The following is a 19,879-nucleotide window of genomic DNA, read 5'->3' as shown; positions in this document are numbered from 1 at the left end:
CCGGTACGTAAAAAACTTTTCCGATACGCTCTATATGCCCCACTAGATCAGGATTGTCAATTTGATTAAAAATGGAAAGGTCCATTTTACAGACTATCCGTGTACCTACCATCGGATTCCGGCAGTTATTTTAAGGATATAGCTAATAAGGATAATACTTCCGGCAACATATACCAGTATTTTAAAGCAGTATTTTCCAAAACCGGAAGGTTGAATTCTCTGCCATAGGGTTATAGCAAAGAGCAAGAGCAAGGGAATGGTGGCAGGATACAACTCCCAACTCTTCTCCATATCGCCCTGCAACAGCGCCATGAGAGATCGCTGAAAGCCGCAACCTGGACAGTCGAAGCCCGTAAGCCACTTTAGCGGACAGGGCAAAAGATGATGTTGAAGCCAGTGCCAGATATCAGACATATTACAAAATACCAAAAAGCCCGGATATGATGTCCGGGCTTACTGTTTGTGTATTATTTTACGATATTTATTCTCTTGAGCCTATATCTCCGGATCGATCACTTGGGCTTCTTTGGCAGAAGGTCCCTGATACTGCGAGTCTCCAAAGCCTAGAATGGGATAAAACACCATAGGCAACAGCACCATCCCTACGGTAAAGCCTTCGCTCTTCCCGAAACTCTTACTCAACAAATTGGTAACCCATATCTGAGCTACAATATTGACACAAGGTACCAACATCAATACAATCCACCACATAGGTTTACCGACAATTTCCAACAGTACTATAATATTGTAGACAGGTACAATTGCCGCCCATCCCGGTTTTCCGGCCTTTTCAAAAATCTTCCACATACCCGCTATGACGAGTACAATTAAAGCCAGATAAATCAACATTCCTATAAGTCCGGCAGCCGCACCTACTTGATTGCTTGTTTCCATATTTACTATTTTGTTTAAAGTTTTAGATTGCGTACTTCACAAAAGTAGTAAAAAACGAAAACTGTACAATATCCCCAAAAACCAGTATTTTGACCAGCTATTTTTATTTCCGTTCTTTGCAATACTAATGTGCTGCCGAGGCATTTACTTTTCCGGAGCCCTTTTTAATCATAAGTACAAAAGGCACACAGATTAAAAACAACACTCCGAGATAAATAAAGATATCCATATACGAAAGGACCGTACTCTGAAGGGTTACAGAGCCTTCCAATAGCTTATACGCTCTATCAAGAGCTTCATTTATACTATAGCCTTTACTTATAAACATCTGCTGGTAGGCATTGATGCGTTCTTGTACTTCAAAATTAGTTCCGTTTAGATTGGGAATGAGATTCACTCGGTGCTGCTGTCCTAAACGGGCGACAAAGGTGGTGATAATCGCTATACCAAACGACCCTCCCAATTGTCTCATCATTCCCGTAAACGCCGCTCCTTCTCCAATATTCTTGCCCTCCAGCGTAGACAGCGACAGGGTTGTAATAGGCACAAACAACAGTCCTAATCCGATACCTCGGGTGACCAAGGGCCAGAAGAAGTGTTCCCCTCCCGTATCTGGCGTCATCATGGTATACATCCAATAGCTGTAAATGAAGAATATGGAAAATCCGACTGCAGCGAGATATTTCTGTGATACGCCTCGCTCCAACAATTTTCCTATCACCGGCATCATAAGTCCGGTGGTAATAGAACTAGGTATCAACAACAAACCTGCATCCGTCGCTGTCCACCCCAGAACAGACTGGGTGTAGATCGGAATGATAAAGGTAGATCCGTACAATCCGAAACCGAGAATAAACGTCAGTATGGTACCTATCCGCAAGTTGTAATCTCTCAAAACCCTGAGGTTGACAATAGGATGCTCGTAAACCAGTTCACGCCATATAAATAGCACCAGTCCAAATACCGACACTATACTCAGCACTAATATAGTTGTATCAGAAAACCAGTCGTCTTGTTGCCCGTGTTCCAATACAAACTGCAAAGAGCCTACAAAAGCGGCCAGCAAAGCTATACCCCACCAGTCGACCTGACTCGCTTTGAGTTTTTCACCGTATTTCGGACTCTTCACATAGAGTATAGCCAAAAAGGTAGCGATAATACCCACAGGGATATTGATGTAGAAAATATAGGGCCAGGAATAGTTATCCACCAAGTATCCTCCTAGCGGAGGACCAAGTGTAGGTCCCACAATAACCCCCATACCGTAGATCGCCTGAGCCATCCCTCTTTTTTCTTTGGGATAGCTCTCTGTAATAATCGTCTGTGCGGTTACCAACAGGGCTCCACCGCCCATTCCCTGAATAAATCGGAAGATTACCAATTCCCATAAATTGGTAGCATTACCACACAAAAAAGAGGTAACGGTAAACACGATAATGGAAGCTGCAAAATAATTTCGCCGTCCGAACTGTTTTGAAAGCCAGCTCGTCATAGGGATAATAATAACGTTGGCAATGGCATAGGCCGTAATCACCCAGGCAATATCGTTAAGCGATGCCCCCAGGCTTCCTCCCATATCGTTGAGTGCCACGTTTACAATGGTGGTATCTATGATTTCCAGAAGGGCACACAAGATGGCGGTAATTGTGATAATCACCCTTCGGAAGCCATAGGCTACCAGGTCATTTTCATTTATTTCCTGTACTTCAGCCATAATTTACTTTAAATGCACATCAACGAATACGTTCATTCCGGAGCGCACCCGAGCAAGTTTTTTCTTATCGTTACTCGAAACAAAATCTATTTTAACCGGAAGTCTTTGTACTGTTTTCACAAAGTTACCGGTAGCATTATCGGGGGGCAACAAGGCAAATTTGGCTCCTGTTGCAGGAGAAAATGCAGTTACCACAGCTTCGAATTCTTCATCGGGATAGGCATCTACCTCTATACTCACCTTTTGTCCCACTCTCATCTTGTCGAGCTGGGTTTCTTTAAAATTGGCCACCACCCAGATATCTTTGGTATTCACGAGATAGAACAAAGATTGTCCCGGTCTAACAAACTGTCCTTCTTGAAGGCCTACATCCGACAATTGTCCATCTATAGGTGCGGTAACCACAGTATAACTCATATTGAGCAAAGCTGCATCCAGATTGGCCTGAGCACTTTTTACATTAGCCTCTGCGACTATGACCTGTTTCTCAGAAATCTCTGTTTGAGAAATAGCTGCATGGTGCTGACTGCTGGTCGCTTTTTGCTGACTCTCCAAGATCTGAAGCTGTTGTTCAGCTTGTTCTTTAGTAGCGAGTGCTTGCTCGTATTGTTGAGCGGTGATAGAGTGGTTTTCATAGAGATTTTTAAACCTTTCGTAATCTTTGGTCGCTCTCCACAATTGTGTTTTTGCAGTCTCTATATTTCCTTTGGCCGATTGCACCTGCGACTTAGATGCTGCAGCATTGGCCACATACGAACCTATGCTCGCTTTTGCTACAGCAAGCTGGCTCTCTGCTGCCGCTAGACCCGCGCGCGCCTGTTCCAGTCGCACTCTGTAGTCCTGATCATCGATCACAAAGAGGGTATCTCCTGCCTTCACCTCTTGGTTGTCGGTGACATATACTTTTTTTACATAGCCTTCTACACGAGGAATTACCGGGTTCATTCTGGCTTCTATCTGAGCGTCGTCGGTAGTTTCGTGAGAAAAGGAGTGTACTAATTTGTATCCGCCATATACCAATCCTACTCCCAACAATACGGCGATAATAATTACAAATTTCTTATTGGTCTCTTTCTTCTGTTCCATTTTCTAAAAAATGATTTGTTTATTGAGTTATGTGGTTTGTTAGCGTACCCTGCGCTGTCAGGAGTTCGTAATATTTTTGGGTAATTTCGGCTCGGGCATAAGCCAAGTCTATATTCGATTGCAACTGTTGTACATCGGCTTCCAGCAAATCGTTGGTATCTACCAGGCCGTTGTCGTATTTGTCTTTTACGATGCGGTAATTCTCGGCAGCCTGTTCTTTAGACTCGGTATACACCTCATATTTCTTAATAGCCAGTCTGTAATCTTCAAGAGCATTTTTAAGCTGAATGTTTAGCTGATCGGCATACTGATCAAGGCTGTACTGAAGCTCTGTCGCCTTGCTCTTTGCTACTTTCACATCGCTTGCCGACTTAAAAATATCGGAGATATTATAAGACACCCCTACCCCAAAATTAATGGCATTAGTAACTGCAAGGGCGTTGTGTATATCTGCCGCCACATATCCGCCTATGAGTTGAACAGACGGAAACACCTTACTGCGTGCTACTTTTATTTGGTTTTCAGCTGCCTTCTCCTGGTAGCGAAGTGCCTCCAGATCGCTTCGAGACATCTCCAAACTATCCGACAAGCTCACCGGAGCCATATCCAATTCGCCTTCGTTTAATGCGATCTCCGTACCTTCGGGCAGTTTTAGCAAGGTGAGCAAACGGTAGTGAAGTATACGTTCATTTTTAAGCGCCTCCTCCAAGGTTACCTTTACATTAGACTCCTGTAATTTGGCTTTTAAAAGATCGTTACGAGCCAGAAGACCGTTGGCCTCCATAGCCGAAAAATCCTTTACCCGCTGTGCTGCGCTCTTCAGGTTTTCTCTAACCAATATCACCGTTTGTCGCGCCTTGTACAGGTTGACATAATCGGCCACCGTTTTCATGACCAGCTGCTCCTTTTCGCTCACTGCATTGAGTTTTGCCGCTTCTAAGCGGTTTTCGCTTGCCTGAACGAGGTTTTTGAGCTTAAAGCCGGAGAACAAGGGTATAGAGGCATTAATCTGCCCTATCATTACCCGATCTACATCCGGAGCTCCACCCCCATTCCCATCGCCTACAGGTAACAAGGCTCCTGTGATATTGGGCTCAGCAAGGTGCATATACTGCCCAGATGCTCTCAGGTCGGGGTATTGCGAATTACGAGTCACCTTGAGCTCGCTCGTAGCTGCGTTTACTTTTTCATCCGCAATTTTTGCTTCATCGCCATTGGTCAACGCGAGTTCTATGGCCTCCTGTAGCCCCAACGGCTTTTTTTCCTGTGCCTCTACCTCTATCGACCAGGCTGCCAACAACAGAAAAAACAATGACAGTTTAATTTTCATTAGAAAGTAACTTTTTTATAGTTTGTTGAATATGTGCTGTTAATGTGGTGTACACAAAATCGTCTACATCCTCCTCTTTATCTACTTCAAAAAGGGTCATAAAAAACTTTTTGTTGTAGTAAAAGTGAAAATAAGTCCCTACCACTGTAGGTATCATAAGTGGAATATATACCTCGGAAGAAAACACTCCCGCTTGCTGTCCTCTTTTGATCAAAGCCTCGATTAATTTGTAATTTTCAATCTTTTGGGCGACATACTTCTCAAAATTCACCTGTCTGTTCTGCTTTGAATACTCAGAATTTGCCACCTTGTAGACATAGCGGTTTTGGTGTATTCGCTTAATCATAAAAGCAATCATGTGATCTATCTTCTCAAAGTAATCGCCCTCTTCAGACATCACCTTGTCCATTTCCCTTCTAAACCCTTCAAAGCGGTAGTGCATCAAGGCCTCCAACATCTTTTCCTTAGATCCGAAATAGTAGGAAATCATCGCGATATTCACATCGGCCTCACTGGCAATCTGCCGTACCGAGGTGCCGTCAAAACCATTTTTAGCGAATAACTTTTCGGCCACATTGAGAATATGAATCTGCTTTTCACCTAAGTCCATCACCTCATTTTTTAATTGAGGGCACAAAATTAAACAAACGTTTAATTCAAACAAACGTTTAATCTGTTTTTTTTGTATTTTTTTGATATTGGAATCGATAAGCTTCGTTCAACTGATTGAAAAATCGCCTGAAAATAATTTGCAGTTAGATAAAAATAGTACCTATTGAAAATACACTGTAAAGAAAAGCTATTATATATTTAAGAAAAATCTGTATATTTATACTTCCCTTATGCCCTATTACAATGACTTATAACACTAATAGCTTATGTCTTTTCTTGCCGAACTACACATAGAAGATGAGGCTCCTATTCGAGTGAAAGCCTTCCGTTTAAACATGCAGCAACAACCGACCACAGTGATCGGCCCTGAGCTGATCCCAATGGAGGAAAAATGACAATTCGGATAGAAAGCGCTAAAAGTACTTCCATTTTTGAATGGGCGAAAAGTCCCAGTATGATGAAAAAAGGATATCTTGTTTTTTACGAACGTGACGGAATGCGCACTATGAGAAGAATAGAATTCTGGGACTGTTATTGCGTGACGTATACGGAAGATTTCAACCATGATGGTGAGGCTATGATCAATACCTTTGAGTTAACTCCCGGAATTTTATCCATCAATGGGTCCAAATTTATCAAGCCTTGGCGGGTTTCTAATCCGTTTACAGAGATAAAGCCTTATGAACCGAAAGAAGAGGAAAACAAAAAACAAAAATGCCGAATAGAATTTAAAGCCAAAAATGACGATCTGAAAAACGGAGTGTTTGGTTTTGACTGGATGAGAGACAATTATAAAAACATTGTGGAGGACTACGATGCCTTAAAGAAGGTGTATACGCCTATTGAAGATATAGAAGGCAAAGAGTATTTCATTCCTTGGGTCAGTATTAAAAAAGGGCAGACCATTACATTAAAAGTAGATAAAGATAAATTTAAAAACATTGACAAGGTCACATTAGAAGGCAAAGGGTTTGAGATTTCTCCCGAAGAATTACAGGACGCCAAAGAGGTTCATATAAAATGCACTAGGAACCTGACTGAACCTACCAAGTTAGAGGTCTATGGGGATGGAAAATTGGCAGGAGCCATAAATGTATGGCAAAATCAACGAAAAACATTAAAACTGCGTTGGGTGATTGTGGAGGTACAAGGTAGTAGAAGTGATTATGATGATATAGAATCGAAAATAAACAAACAAAAACTTGAAGACTATTTTAAAAAAGCCTTTAATCCCGCCATGATAGATGTTGAACTTGTGAATGAAACACCAGAGGTATTGGATATAGCTGACTTGGAAAATAAGCAGACCAAAGAAAATAATAGAAACGAACAATTATCTGGATATCCAAAGCGTATCAAAGAATGCTTTGTAGAAGGTACAAAAGATGAGATTAAATATGATAACACGGCAAAAAGTAATTTTTTAACGAGTGTACATCAAGTGTATAACCTTCAAAAAATGGAAAAGGTCAAAGAAGCTGCTCCTTTTGAAGTTATCTTATATCTCACAAATCTAAAATGTGGCATCATTACTCCAGAAAAATCAAGCTATAACAATGGAATTACCCCAAGAGGAGATAGTGGAGTGTCTATGATGCTTTTGAAAAATAGTGAAGTATACCCTGAAACTGAAATTCCCCATGAAATTATGCACGCCTGTGGTGTACCTCATAGTTTTGATGAAAGAGATATGGAAGGTAAACCCAAAAATCAGGAAAAGGATCATATTTTTAAACAGGGTAGAACCGATAATTATATGGATTATAGCAACAGTAAACAAACCACTTGGAAATGGCAGTGGGAAAAACTACATCAATCAAAATTTACTCAATGAAAAAGGTGTCTTGGATAATGTTAACGGTAATAACTATCGTATCATGCAATAACTATAAAAATATCATAGAGAACCAAAAGCTATGTGAGTTTGATAATATTGTGACCGAAGAAGAAATTTTTTTTGACAAAAAAAAGTACCCCAAAGAAATGGATACTATTCTTAATAACGAAACGATTCTAAGTAGATATTACACATATCCAGACGGGAATGATATAACAAACAAACAAGCAAACAAATATAGGGAAATGGTTATGGTATTCTCCTTCGGGAAAGTTAAAAAGAGTTCGATTTTTATACTTAGATGGTTTAACAGAAGTAGGCAAAGAAACTCATTATGACGAGCAGGGCAATATCACTAAAGTCATAGACCACGACAAAGGCTATACGATTTGTTGGGCGCAAGCCATTGCTATTGCCAAGGAGAAAGGCAGACACAAAATGCGGAAGGAAAACCCTATATTCTCGCTAAGCAGGGGGACTTCAGACCCGGTGTACAGGAATAAAAAAGTCTGGGAAGTGTTTTTTAAAACCAAAAAATGAAAATCTAAAGCCTATATCATCGACGGAATAACAGGAAAAGTACTAACTGAAAAAGAGGTTATTGCCAATCCGGGGTAAGGCTAGCAATTGCCCTCGTTTAGACATTGCAAAAACGAGGGCTTATCCTATACCTATTTTTAAGGGCATCCCTTATAAAAAAATGCGAACTGTAATGTCATTACTATTTCTGTCTGTCGTCTTGCGCAGACATTTCCATGTTTAACGGATAGAGTTGCAAGGGCAGTTTTTCGTCACCCAACACATCTTTTATCTGTCGGTATATAAACTGATAGTGCATTCGAGTCATGGAATCTCGAGTAAAGGGAATACTCTTTTTCAACCTCTCTTCCAGCACCATCAGTTGTGCTAGGGCTATAGCTCTCACGTCGGTATGCAAAGTATTACCTTCTGAGAGCTTTGCCAACAGGGATTCTAAAAGCCCTCCTTTTGGTTTTTTAGGATTATAAAGGGTAAGTATACTCGCTACATAGGCTTTCTGAACACTTCTGCGATATGGATTTACCGGCGTATTGGAATCCAACTCCTTCCAAACCATACTTCTTACGTCTTCCACAAATTCTTCGGGCATATACGGTTCGTCGTATTTATAGCGATCGGCGATAAATTCCATACGGCTCAGCCGACTTCCGCCGAGCAAAGTAGTCATCACACCCTCCATGTTTTTGGAATAGTTGTTTTTAGACAGTGGAGCCTCTATTTTATTGATCACATCGTCATACAACAGCCAAGAAGGCTCGTGGAAGACGTAAGTATCTATAAAATCGAGAGCTTCTTTTTGTCTGGCTTTATCCACAGGAGCGTATACATCACCTCCCTCTCCTACAGTTTTAGGGGTCACATACAGTCCACCTATATTTTTCAATACATGTGAGGTATATTTGTCGTATTGCTTATACACCGCATTGTATATTTCTTCAAGTCCTTCGTAGTTATCGCTCTTTTTTTCACGAGTCCACTCTAGTAATTGAGGTACTATACGCTGCAGGTTTTTTATACCGTATATACTGGCTGTTACGGAATTATCTCCTAAGTCTTCCGACTGTGACCGCGGATCGAAATCTCTTCCTTCTCCACCAAACCACAAACGGGGATTGGCAGCAATACTATCTGTAGCCCACTGGCTCAACAATTCCTTTTCTTCTGTAGCAGACAGCTGTTCCGGAAACCGCGAATACCCCCATTGTATGGCCCATTTGTCGTAATCTCCTATTCTCGGCATCATCCCTCTTATAGAAATATTGTCTTCCGGCTGTGCTACATAGTTAAATCTCGCATAATCCATAATAGAGCTGGTATGTCCGTGTTTTTCCAGCCAAGCACTGTCTCTCAGTTTTTCTACAGGAGTCGCATAACTAGCTCCCATATTGTGACGCAGTCCGAGTGTGTGTCCTACTTCATGCGAAGCCACAAAGCGAATCAACTCCCCCATAAGTTCGTCGTCGAACTTCATTTTCCGCGCACGCGGATCGATTACTCCTGCCTGTACCATATACCAATTGTGCACAAGATTCATCACATTGTGAAACCAGCCTATATGACTTTCCATAATCTCTCCGCTTCTGGGATCTGTGATATTAGGACCGTAGGCATTTCTAACCGGTGAAGCAAAATAGCGAATCACCGAGAATCGAGCATCTTCAAGACTCATACTGTCGTCGTCTTCCGGCCATTCCTTTCCCATAATGGCGTTTTTAAATCCTGCTTGTTCAAAGGCTTCCTGCCAGTCGTTTACTCCTTGTATCAGGTATGGTCGCCATTTTTTAGGAGTTGCAGGATCTATATAATACACTATAGGCTTTTTCGGTTCTACCAGTTCTCCCCTTTTCCAACGCTCCATATCTTCTTCCTTCGGTTCTAGTCGCCATCGGTGAATATAGGTGTTACGATCAGCTCGCTGTTGATCGTCGCCATACTCCCAATAGGAGCTGGCAAAATATCCCACTCTACTGTCGAAATAACGCTTTTTCATAGGCACTTTAGGCAGTAATACAATAGAGTTGTTGATCTCTACCGTAACCATACCCGACAGCACTGCCGCCGGAAGATTTTTTTTCTTGTCTTCCGATAGTTTTGCCTTATAAGTCTTTACCGTCTTGATCTCGGTGTTGATAGGATAGGTTTTGATAGCCTTTATATACGACTTGTCCTTTTCCAACGACGACAGGTTCAGTTTCTTTTTCTCCTTATCCGACAAGCTCAGCAAGCTGTTTTCACTGTTTATAAAATCGGTCACATCGATCACATACGACTTGTCCTTTCCTTTTATCGCCTCTATATCAAAGGCTTCGATAATAGGAGAGGCACTGGAATTGTTTACCGCTTTGGAAATAGCATCCTCATCACTGGCTCTACTCACCAGAGTCTGCACGCGTAGAAAGATCTTATTGGTCGGACCTTTTTCAAACCAAATAGTCTTTTCACCTATCTCTTCTCCTCCATAGGTCGGTGCGCCTGCGGGAGTTTTTATAAAGCGCGACACCACTAGCATTTCCCTTTTCAACAGGCTGTCGGGAATCTCGAGATAGAAGGTTCTGTCTACTTGGTGTACACCCATCAATCCCTTTTGGCTTTTAGCTTCTTTGGTAATAACCTTGTCGTAGGCCTTGGTCTCGCTCGAGCCATACTTTTTTTCGGAAGTTGCTGTAACTACCTCTTTCTTTTTCAAGATGCTACAAGAACTGGCAAGGCACAGTACCAACAGCAATCCTGTAACACTCTTTTTCACAGTTTGCATTTTTTTATCGATGATTAGGTTCCATATCGGGGTTCATACTCAATACTTTTTCGGGAATTTCAAAGGTGTAATTCGGGCTTCCGGGCTCCAAGGTTTGAATCAGCTGGTCTGACGGGTCATTATTCATATACCTATGCACGGCAGGCATACGTCCTTCGAGGTCCAACCGCTTCATATCCATCCATCGCGTTCCTCTAAACACCAGTTCTCGACGCCTTTCGGCCAACACCACTTCCAGCGCTTCTTCGGCATTGGTAGCTGTGAGTGCTCGGCCGGGGGTGCCTTCGGGTATCCGAAATTCGCGAAGGGTATTGATAATCTCCATAGCAGCATCTATTTCTCCATTACGTGCCCGGTATTCGGCCTGGATAAGGTACATCTCCGGATAGCTCAACCCAAAACTTCTGACGTCTTCTTCCCTTACCACAATCCCGGTATCTTCATCTGGCAGGGTAAACAAACGTATGCGCGAATCGCCATCCTGAAAATATTCCAACAAATCGTAAGAGTAAAAGCTGCTGCTGTAATTGCTGTTGGTCTTATCTACCCACAAGCGTTCCGAGTTGACGTCTTCACTCGGAAAATCGGCAGGTTCCATCGCGTTGTAATCCAGTATTTTGTCAATCTGCGGACTCTCAAGAGCTATAGTGGCATAGGTATTAGCCTCTTCGTATTGCCCGGTATAGGTGTAAACTCGGGCCAGCACCCCTGCCGCCACATAGCGGGTTACCCTCCAGCGGTTGCTGTGCACTTCAGGCAACCACTCCATCGCTTGTTTGAGGTCGGATGTCATCAGGTCAAAACACTCTTTGAGCGTAGATCGAGCTGGAATTTTATCGGTTACGTTGATAGAGGTAACCAAGGGTACCCCGAGATCGTCGGGATTAATATCGGGGTGATAGGCATTGGCAAAAGCGGTGAGCAGATACAAATAATTCATAGCGCGAATAGTCATGGCTTGCCCCATCAATGACCGTTTTTCAGCCTCGGTACCCTCCTGCACCTTCATCACCTCCTGTATAACCACATTGGCGTAATACTGCCCGAGGTATAGCGGTTGCCACACTTGCGGATTACTCTCCGGATCAGTATCTAAGTTGTGATTCCAGAAATAGGCGTTCTCTCTGTCACCTATCACTTCAGCTCCTGAGGTGATATAGCTGTCGTCTTCGGCGTATTGCAAAACACTTGGCATCAAATCGGTCAAAGACAAATAGTTAAATAGCAGATCGTAATCTTCTATAGTTTCCGGAAGTGTCTCTCCTTTGGGTGTCACATCCAGAAAATCGTCGCTACAGGAGACCATCTGCCCCAAAAGCACTCCTATCATTCCTATATAAAATACTGATTTCATCTTTTTAAAATTTAGCAATTAATTGAACGGTATATACAGGCCTTATGTGCAGTCCTCTCAATCCGGTATCCGGATCTATGGCATCCATATCTATATCATTGCCACTAAAGGTATGCCTCCACACATTCTGAGCCTGAAAACGCAATTGAGTGTCAAACAACTTGAGTCCACTCAAAAAATCTCTACCCAAATCCCAGCTAAGGGTGAGATCGGTAAGCCTTATCTGATCGGCGCTGCGCACATATCGATCTGCGTATCGGTGTATTCTGCGGCCAAAACTCATAGCCGAGTAGTTAGGATCTCCAAAAGGAGGTGACAATCCTGGAACATCGGTTACCAACTCGTCTCCGGGAGCCTGCCAGTAATTGCCAGCTCCTTGCAAGGGATAGCTTGCAGTAATGTCGGGCGGTAATACCCGGGTTACATGACCTCCGTAATACATCAGCATAGCAAAAAGGCTGAGCCTGCCAAAGCGAAATTCGTTGCCCAGTCCCATAACGTATTTTGGCGTAGTTGTTCCGCTGTTTATCAGGTCTTCTAGAAAAATATCAGACGAAGTGGTTAGTAACTGTTCCTCTCCATCGCGATTGATCATCATAGGTACACCGTCTTCGTTTAGCCCGGCGTAGCGAAAACTCACCAAACTGTTCAGGGCGTAATCTTCAACCGGGTCGTTGGCATCTATAAAATTGGTATTCCGGTAGGATGAAGGAGTGGGGTTGAATACTTTCTCTATGGTGTTCTTGTTGTACGAAGCGGTGAGGCGGGTAGACCACGAAAACCTTTCCCCGGTGATATTTCGAGAGCGCAGGCTCAGTTCCACCCCTCTATTTTCGATAATGGCTGTATTGGCATTATACCTGCTCCATCCCGTCGTTGGGTCGGCTTCAGAATTCCCCAACACCATTTCACTTCTCTTTCTATACCAGTCGAAAGTTCCGGAAAGCCTGTGTCCAAAAAAGCCAAAGTCTGCTCCTAAATTGGTGTTTTTGGTATTTTCCCAGCGGATGGACTGGTTTTGTGGGGCAACGATAGAATTATGGGGCATTGCCGGACTAACGCCGAAACGCTGACCTGTCCTAAATATCAAAAATTTCCCGCTATTGCTGGTAGGTACATTTCCGGTAAGCCCATAGGCTCCTCTCAGTTTGAATTCAGACAGCCAGCCGGACAGCGGCTTCATAAAGGCTTCTTTGTGCAGCAACCAGCTCGCTCCGGCAGACCACTGAGGCTTATTCCTACTCTTCGGGTCTGTTCCGAACAGGTTAGACTGATCGAGGCGAATACTTCCCGTAGCAATATATTTCCCGTCGTAGATATAGGTAGCCTGCGAGTAAAAAGACCGGTAGCGATTGTCGTCAAACATTTCTCCGAAATACTGATACAAATTTATGTAAGCTGCACCGAACGAAAACTGCGGAAACCCAGAAGTAATATCACGACTGGTGAGCAACTGCAAGTCGACCGGACTCATATTCAAAGTTTGTCCGTTATAGCCGAAAAAGGAGGAAAGGTAATTTCCGTTGGTCACTTTCCGCAATTCAGCTCCTGCTATTGCCGATATTTCGTGTTGCTGTCGGGCACCTATCGCGTAATCGGCATGTAACTGAGCGCGGTAGGTGTATCCCTTGATTTTATAGTCTTGCCTTTTGAGAAGATCGCCCTGAGGTACGTGGGTAAACACAGCCATTCCGGTAGCGGGATCAGCCTGAGCAGCCTTATTGACAAGGCCACGCACTAAATAATTGCTTTCGTCATACAGTATATCTTCGTCGGTATTCTGATATTCATAAGCTCCGCCCAGTTGTAATTCGAGTCCTTTTACTACTTCCAAATTCAGACGAGCTTGTATTCTAAAGGCATTTTTTCTGGAGGTAAAGCGCTCGCTGAGAAAATCGGCATAAGGGTAGCGCCAGCGATCGTACAACCCGAGGGCCATAGCCTCATTGTTTACCTCTTCACTCCCCTCTAGGTAATTGTAGTTGGGGAGCGAATTTCCCATATCGTCTACCAAAGGACGATAGGGCAGTAATTCGGAATAGGCAGGTATACTCCCCCTACCCTCGTTTTTCTCATAGGTATAGATACCGCTGATATCTAACGAAATCCGATCTGATATTTTAAAATTGTCGCTGAGGTTAAACACCAATCTTCGACGGTTGTTAAATTTCTCATCAGTATCGTAATCGATGTAATTTAGGCTCATCCGGTATCGGTTATTGGCACCGCCGCCACTCATCCCCAACTCGTAATTCTGTATCAGAGAAGGTCGGTAAAACAAGTTTTCGTACTGTTCTTCATTGTGATATTTTCCCCATTCGCCCAAGGTAGTATTGAGCTGATCTTCAGAAATGAGTCCGTCTCGCATATCGTATACCAAATCGGTCACCGGGTCAAACTGTATGCGGGTACCCGAAGGTCTGGATGTAGTACTCCGCAAGGCCATAGCCTTTTTGATGGCGATATACTCTTCAGATTTGGCATAGTGATAATCTCCCATATTTGGCGCCGACTGTATAGCTACTGAATTCCTAAACGTAAACCGAGGTTTTCCCTCTTCCCCTCTCAGTGTTTCGATCACGATCACCCCGTTGGCCGCTCTCGCTCCGTAAATCGTACTGGCCGCGGCGTCGCGCAATACGGAAACGGAGGCTATTATATTAGGATTTATAGCATTGAGATCTATATCTGTCGGAAATCCGTCTATAACTATCAGCGGCGATTTTACACCGTCAAAAGTAGCCACCCCTCTTATGGTGAGCCGTTCGTCTTCGGGAGTATTCGGGTTTCTATAATTGTACACCAAGCCAGGCAATTGCCCTTCAAGGCTTTCCAGAAAGTTTCCCGATGCAATAGTACGCTGGTTGAGTTCGCTTGCGCCCACTACCGAAGCTGCTCCGGTGAGTTGATCTTTTTTAACTTCCTGGTATCCGGTAGAAACCAGCACCACCTCATCCAATTCGTCTACAGAGGTTTCGAGAGTAATAAGTAAGTAACTGCGATCACCTACTACGATCTCTCTGGAGTTATAGCCTATACTCGAAATTACCAATGTACTTTCCGAACTCGAAATATTCAAGGAATAATTTCCGTCGAAGTCGGTGGCCACTCCTCGGCGGGAGTTCTTTATCCGTATGCTTACTCCCGGCAAAGGGTTCCCTTCTACATCGCGAACCGTACCTGTAATCGTGCGTTGCTGATTACTGTTTCCCACAGGGGCAACCGCTTCTCTTTTGCTCAGCAATATTTTCCGATCTGCAATCTCGTACTGTGTTTCGGTACCGGAAAACAACTGCTGTAATACCATTTCGATGTCTTGATTTTCTGCTAAAAGCGATACTTTTCTATCCAGATCTACATCGCTGGTGTTAAAAATAAACTGATAGACCGTTTGCGCTTCAATATCGTCTATCACCTGTCCCACAGAGCGCTCCATGGGCTGAAGGGTAATTCCCTGCGAATAAGCCTGCCTGGAAAAAATAACAAAGACAAAAACTGTCAACAACAAAAGCTGTTTCATCTCTAAATAGTTTTGGTTATCAGAAACTGTCCAAATTCACAGTTCCTATCGTTTTGGTTTACACACCATAGCATTACACAGATTGCCAGCAGGTGATTAGGGCATTTACGGTTAATCTATTACAATCTTGTTTTGGACGATGCGGTAATGCACATCGTATATCTTGTTGAAATAATTCAAGACCTCTTCTACAGATTCTCGATCTACTTCTATACTAGCATTAAAGGTTTCCTTGGCCAGTGTCTCGTTGTTGTTTATAATAGTCACATTGTACAAGCGCTGTAATCTCATCACTATATTCTCAAAAGGGGCATTCCTAAACACTACCTTCCCTTGGGTCCACGAAGTGTATACCAATGTATTGACCACACGAGTATCGACAGTCTGATCGGTACGATTAAAATTTCCCATCATGCCTGGTCGGAGAATAACATCGGTATCGGCATTAAAAACCTTGTCTTTAGCATACATTCCCACAGCACCTTCTACCAGCACCACTCCGGTAAGGATATCTTCAGCATAGGCAGATACATTAAAACTGGTACCCAAAGCTCGGACATTCAATTCCTGAGCCTCAACGACAAACGGATGATCTGCATCTTTCGCTACTTCAAAAAAGGCTTCTCCTTTAAGGATCACCTTTCGCGTAGCTTCCCCTGCAAAAGTGACCGGGTATCTCAGCGAGCTACCCGAATTTAAATACACCTTACTCCCATCTGCCAAAATCAGGTTAAAGCGTTTTCCATAAGGTACAGTCAGGGTACTGTAAGTCGGTACTTCGGCAGTGTTGCTCTTTGAATAGTCCAATACATTTCCCGTCTGAACACCTATCGTTGTGCCGTTGTTACTGCGCACCGCCAAGGTGTCTGTATCCTGCAATGTTTTAACTGCCCCGTCATCTAATTGAAGTGTGACACTTTTCTGTTCTATCTGCAATAGAGGTTGTTCTTCCTTATATTGCAAAAAATAGTAAGCTGTGGAAAATAAGAGAAGCGCGGCAGCTGCATATCCACTCAACTTTCTAATTACACCTATTTTACGTCCTCTTTTTTCCTCGCTAATCGCATTTAACAATTTCTCACTCGCCTTATCGGCATCAAAGTCCTTTAGGTTGTAGTCCATAGCGTAATTAATCTTTACAAAAGTTTTGAACACTGCTTCGTTTTTCGGTTTTCGCAACCATACAGACAGTTTGTCCAGATCGTCGACCGAGGCTTCTCCCACTAGAGACTTGACAATAAAATCTAAATCTTTACCTAATTTCATCTTCTGTATTTATTTGCAAACCGTTTATACGGCACCAAATCCGCCTTATTAGCCGGTATACACTATTCTCAACACTACGACAAAAGAGACTCTAACGCCATATAAGTCTATAACAATTACAAAGCTATTTGCATTAACCCTAGCTTTTTTTTGATTTTTTTCAGATAAGATCAAGAAATCTTTTAATTTTAACTGCGTTATGTCACAATATTACAATCATACTCAATTTGTCAACGCCTTAAAAAATGGTGAGAACGAGGCATACGACTTTCTGGTGAAACAATATCATCAGCGGCTGTGTGTGTACGCCTACGGACTGGTGCACGACTATTCGCAGGCAGAAGACATCGTACAGAATATTTATCTAAAAGTGTGGAAACAACGCCAAAAACTCAGGGCAGACCTCAACCTCAAACACTTTTTATACAAAGCGGTTTACAACGAATTTATCAATCAATACAAAAAACAACGAACTGTTATCGAGCTGGAGAAAAAGTATATCGACACCCTTAAGACGATTATAGAAGAGGATGAAAAGGCACTGTTAAACCTAATTCCATTGGTGTGGAAAGCTGTACAAGATTTGCCACCAAAATGCAAGGAAGTTTTTATACTCAGCAAAAAAGACGGGCTTACAAATGTAGAAATCGCAGATCATCTGAATGTGACTACCAAAGCGGTAGAGTCACAAATTACAAAAGCCTTCAACATTATCAGAAAAAAATTGGGAGATAAGGCAAACAATGTCTTCTATATACTATTTGGATATCGCACCGGCTATTGTTAATCGCCGATGACTAAAAAGACAAGGTATCGGGGCTAGCTAAATAAAGCGATAGAGATCTCTAAAAAACATTCTATATTTCTTACCTTGGCAAAGACATAAACTCGACTGACAATTTAGTACACCAAAAATATGGTAGGAAATACAACTAAAAAATACAAATCGATATTCGGCAGCATTGTGTTTTTACTGCTACTCAACTTTCAACCCCTATCAGCTCAGGAAAAGATAGTGTATAAAACACTGGATACTGTGTCGTTAAGCCTTGAATTCTACTATCCTCAAAACCTCGTCGAGAACAAAAAATACCCGGTGATGGTCTTCTTTTTCGGAGGAGGATGGGCCAAAGGCAACACACAACAGTTCAAACCTCACGCAGCGTACTTTGCCCAAAGAGGAATCATCGGAGTCTTAGCCGATTACCGGGTCAAATCGCGGCATAAAACCACTCCTTTCGAATCTCTTAAAGACGCTAAATCGGTTATTCGTTTTCTCCGTTCCAATGCCGATAAGTACCATATCGATGCTGACAAGATCATTGTGGCAGGGGGTTCAGCAGGAGGGCATCTCGCCGCGGCAACGGCTACCATAGCCAAATATAACGACCCTAAAGACGATCTGAACATCAGTCCGAAGCCCAATGCCTTGGTCCTTTTTAATCCAGTGATAGACAACGGCCCCGGAGGTTATGGTTACAACCGCATAGGCGAAGAATACCTCCATTTCTCTCCTCTGCACAATCTCCGCAAAGGAGCTCCGCCCACCGTAATATTTCTCGGAACCGAAGACCACCTTATCCCGGTAGAAACTGCACAGTACTACAAAAAGGTTATGGAAAAAATTGGCAGCCGCTGTGATCTCTACCTATACGAAGGACAAAAACACGGATTTTTCAATTACAAGAGAGAGAAGTACTATAGACAAACCGTAGCCAAGACCGATGAGTTCTTGGTATCACTGGGATTTTTACAAAAACCCTAATACGTCTATAAACAACAGAGTCATAACTGTTGCGTTGTGTTTCGACCACCACACCTTCTCAAAAAAAACCTTTACTTTTATACGATTATTATCGATTTTTTAAGGATGAAGATATACACTAAAACAGGCGACCAAGGCAGCACCTCCCTATTCGGAGGTACCAGAGTGCCTAAGCATCACATACGGATAGAGACATACGGCACGATAGACGAGCTCAACTCGTGGATAGGACTTTTGCGCGACCAGAGCAATGGCATACAACAAGAAACCCTGCTGCGCATACAAGACAGATTGTTTACTATAGGAGCTATATTGGCCACCGACCCCGAAAAAGCGGTGTTGAAAAACGGAAAATCGCGACTAGATATCGCCGGAATCTCCGACCTCGATCTCGAAAAACTGGAAGGTGAAATCGACCAGATGAACGAGGACCTCCCTCCTATGACACACTTCGTACTACCAGGTGGGCACACGGTAGTGTCATATTGTCATATTGCCAGATGCGTGTGTAGAAGAGCAGAGAGAGCAGCTACCCAATTAAATGATTTTCAAAACATTGACCACAAAATACTGCAATACCTCAACCGTCTTTCCGACTATCTCTTTGTGTTGGCACGAAAGTTGTCTCACTCGCTTCAAGCTGAAGAGATAAAGTGGATACCCGAAAAAAACGATACGGAATAACACTACACTTCACAGCCCGATGAAATACACCGCGATTTGCGTACCCGCCCAGACGAAAAAGAACTCTTAAAAAGGGCAACGGCTGATAATTATGTAAGCAATACTGGGTTTTATCGATTAAAAATCAACAAAATAGGTATTTCATTATGTTCTTAAAATTAATGCGCAATTAAAGCAGTTTTAACTTGACTTTTTAGTTTAAAAATTTATTTTTGCAGAAAATATAAAACGAATAGCAATGTATTGGACTTTAGAACTGGCATCCTATCTCAGCGATGCACCTTGGCCGGCTACAAAAGACGAATTGATCGACTATGCTATACGGACGGGAGCCCCACTGGAAGTGGTGGAAAACCTTCAAGCTATGGAAGACGAAGGAGAAATCTACGAGTCTATAGAAGAAATATGGCCAGACTATCCTACGGAGGAAGATTACCTCTGGAACGAAGATGAATATTAAAAAATTACAAAGATAAAAAGTCTCCAAAAGGAGACTTTTTTTGTCTCTAATAACAATTGAAA

General features: G+C 42.8%; 14 protein-coding genes and 1 pseudogene. 5 read left to right on the top strand and 10 right to left on the bottom strand.

All coding sequences use genetic code 11. From position 1 onward, the window contains the following. Positions 1-105 precede the first annotated feature (105 nt). The 6 genes from ACYZZR_RS09395 to ACYZZR_RS09370 form a co-directional block, all read right to left on the bottom strand. Positions 106-414, bottom strand: coding sequence for a DUF2752 domain-containing protein (locus ACYZZR_RS09395; protein WP_461533747.1), 309 nt, complete (start codon positions 412-414; stop codon positions 106-108). 81 nt (positions 415-495) lie between these two features. Next, complete coding sequence (locus ACYZZR_RS09390) at positions 496-894, bottom strand: DUF5684 domain-containing protein (protein ID WP_461533746.1); 399 nt, start codon at positions 892-894, stop codon at positions 496-498. Between the two features lie 124 nt (positions 895-1,018). Beyond that, on the bottom strand, positions 1,019-2,608 hold the full coding sequence (locus ACYZZR_RS09385; protein ID WP_461533745.1) for an MDR family MFS transporter: 1,590 nt from the start codon (positions 2,606-2,608) through the stop codon (positions 1,019-1,021). A gap of 3 nt (positions 2,609-2,611) precedes the next feature. Next, positions 2,612-3,694, bottom strand: a complete 1,083-nt coding sequence (locus tag ACYZZR_RS09380; protein WP_461533744.1) for an HlyD family secretion protein — start codon at positions 3,692-3,694, stop codon at positions 2,612-2,614. Between the two features lie 19 nt (positions 3,695-3,713). Beyond that, on the bottom strand, positions 3,714-5,024 hold the full coding sequence (locus ACYZZR_RS09375; RefSeq protein ID WP_461533743.1) for a TolC family protein: 1,311 nt from the start codon (positions 5,022-5,024) through the stop codon (positions 3,714-3,716). Then, positions 5,014-5,634, bottom strand: coding sequence for a TetR family transcriptional regulator (locus ACYZZR_RS09370; protein WP_461533742.1), 621 nt, complete (start codon positions 5,632-5,634; stop codon positions 5,014-5,016). Before ACYZZR_RS09370 ends, ACYZZR_RS09375 begins: the two co-directional genes overlap by 11 nt. A 387-nt stretch (positions 5,635-6,021) precedes the next feature. Here ACYZZR_RS09370 and tssD point away from each other — a divergent pair. Further along, positions 6,022-7,470: pseudogene (tssD, locus tag ACYZZR_RS09365) on the top strand (type VI secretion system tube protein TssD); the annotation flags it as partial. Positions 7,471-8,194: 724 nt separating this feature from the next. Here tssD and ACYZZR_RS09360 read toward each other — a convergent pair. The 4 genes from ACYZZR_RS09360 to ACYZZR_RS09345 form a co-directional block, all read right to left on the bottom strand. After that, positions 8,195-10,759, bottom strand: coding sequence for a zinc-dependent metalloprotease (locus tag ACYZZR_RS09360; RefSeq protein WP_461533741.1), 2,565 nt, complete (start codon positions 10,757-10,759; stop codon positions 8,195-8,197). Positions 10,760-10,772: 13 nt separating this feature from the next. Continuing rightward, positions 10,773-12,122, bottom strand: coding sequence for a RagB/SusD family nutrient uptake outer membrane protein (locus ACYZZR_RS09355; RefSeq protein WP_461533740.1), 1,350 nt, complete (start codon positions 12,120-12,122; stop codon positions 10,773-10,775). 4 nt (positions 12,123-12,126) lie between these two features. Then, positions 12,127-15,642, bottom strand: a complete 3,516-nt coding sequence (locus ACYZZR_RS09350) for a SusC/RagA family TonB-linked outer membrane protein (RefSeq protein WP_461533739.1) — start codon at positions 15,640-15,642, stop codon at positions 12,127-12,129. Positions 15,643-15,753: 111 nt separating this feature from the next. Beyond that, positions 15,754-16,908: a FecR family protein gene (locus tag ACYZZR_RS09345; RefSeq protein ID WP_461533738.1), complete on the bottom strand. Its 1,155-nt coding sequence runs from the start codon at positions 16,906-16,908 to the stop codon at positions 15,754-15,756. A gap of 199 nt (positions 16,909-17,107) precedes the next feature. On the opposite strand from ACYZZR_RS09345, the gene ACYZZR_RS09340 reads away from it, so the two are divergent. From ACYZZR_RS09340 to ACYZZR_RS09325, 4 genes are all read left to right on the top strand, one after another. Further along, positions 17,108-17,695, top strand: coding sequence for an RNA polymerase sigma factor (locus ACYZZR_RS09340; protein WP_461533737.1), 588 nt, complete (start codon positions 17,108-17,110; stop codon positions 17,693-17,695). Between the two features lie 129 nt (positions 17,696-17,824). Continuing rightward, the gene (locus ACYZZR_RS09335; RefSeq protein ID WP_461533736.1) at positions 17,825-18,673 is read left to right on the top strand and encodes an alpha/beta hydrolase; all 849 of its coding nucleotides are present in this window, start codon (positions 17,825-17,827) and stop codon (positions 18,671-18,673) included. 105 nt (positions 18,674-18,778) lie between these two features. Beyond that, the gene (locus ACYZZR_RS09330; RefSeq protein WP_461533735.1) at positions 18,779-19,357 is read left to right on the top strand and encodes a cob(I)yrinic acid a,c-diamide adenosyltransferase; all 579 of its coding nucleotides are present in this window, start codon (positions 18,779-18,781) and stop codon (positions 19,355-19,357) included. 238 nt (positions 19,358-19,595) lie between these two features. Next, positions 19,596-19,817, top strand: coding sequence for a DUF2795 domain-containing protein (locus tag ACYZZR_RS09325; RefSeq protein ID WP_112373142.1), 222 nt, complete (start codon positions 19,596-19,598; stop codon positions 19,815-19,817). The last annotated feature ends 62 nt before the right edge of the window (positions 19,818-19,879 follow it).

The sequence above is a fragment of the Sinomicrobium sp. genome (genome assembly GCA_029266035.1).
Classification (GTDB): Bacteria; Bacteroidota; Bacteroidia; order Flavobacteriales; family Flavobacteriaceae; genus Sinomicrobium.
This window is presented reverse-complemented; position numbering and strand designations above follow the sequence as displayed.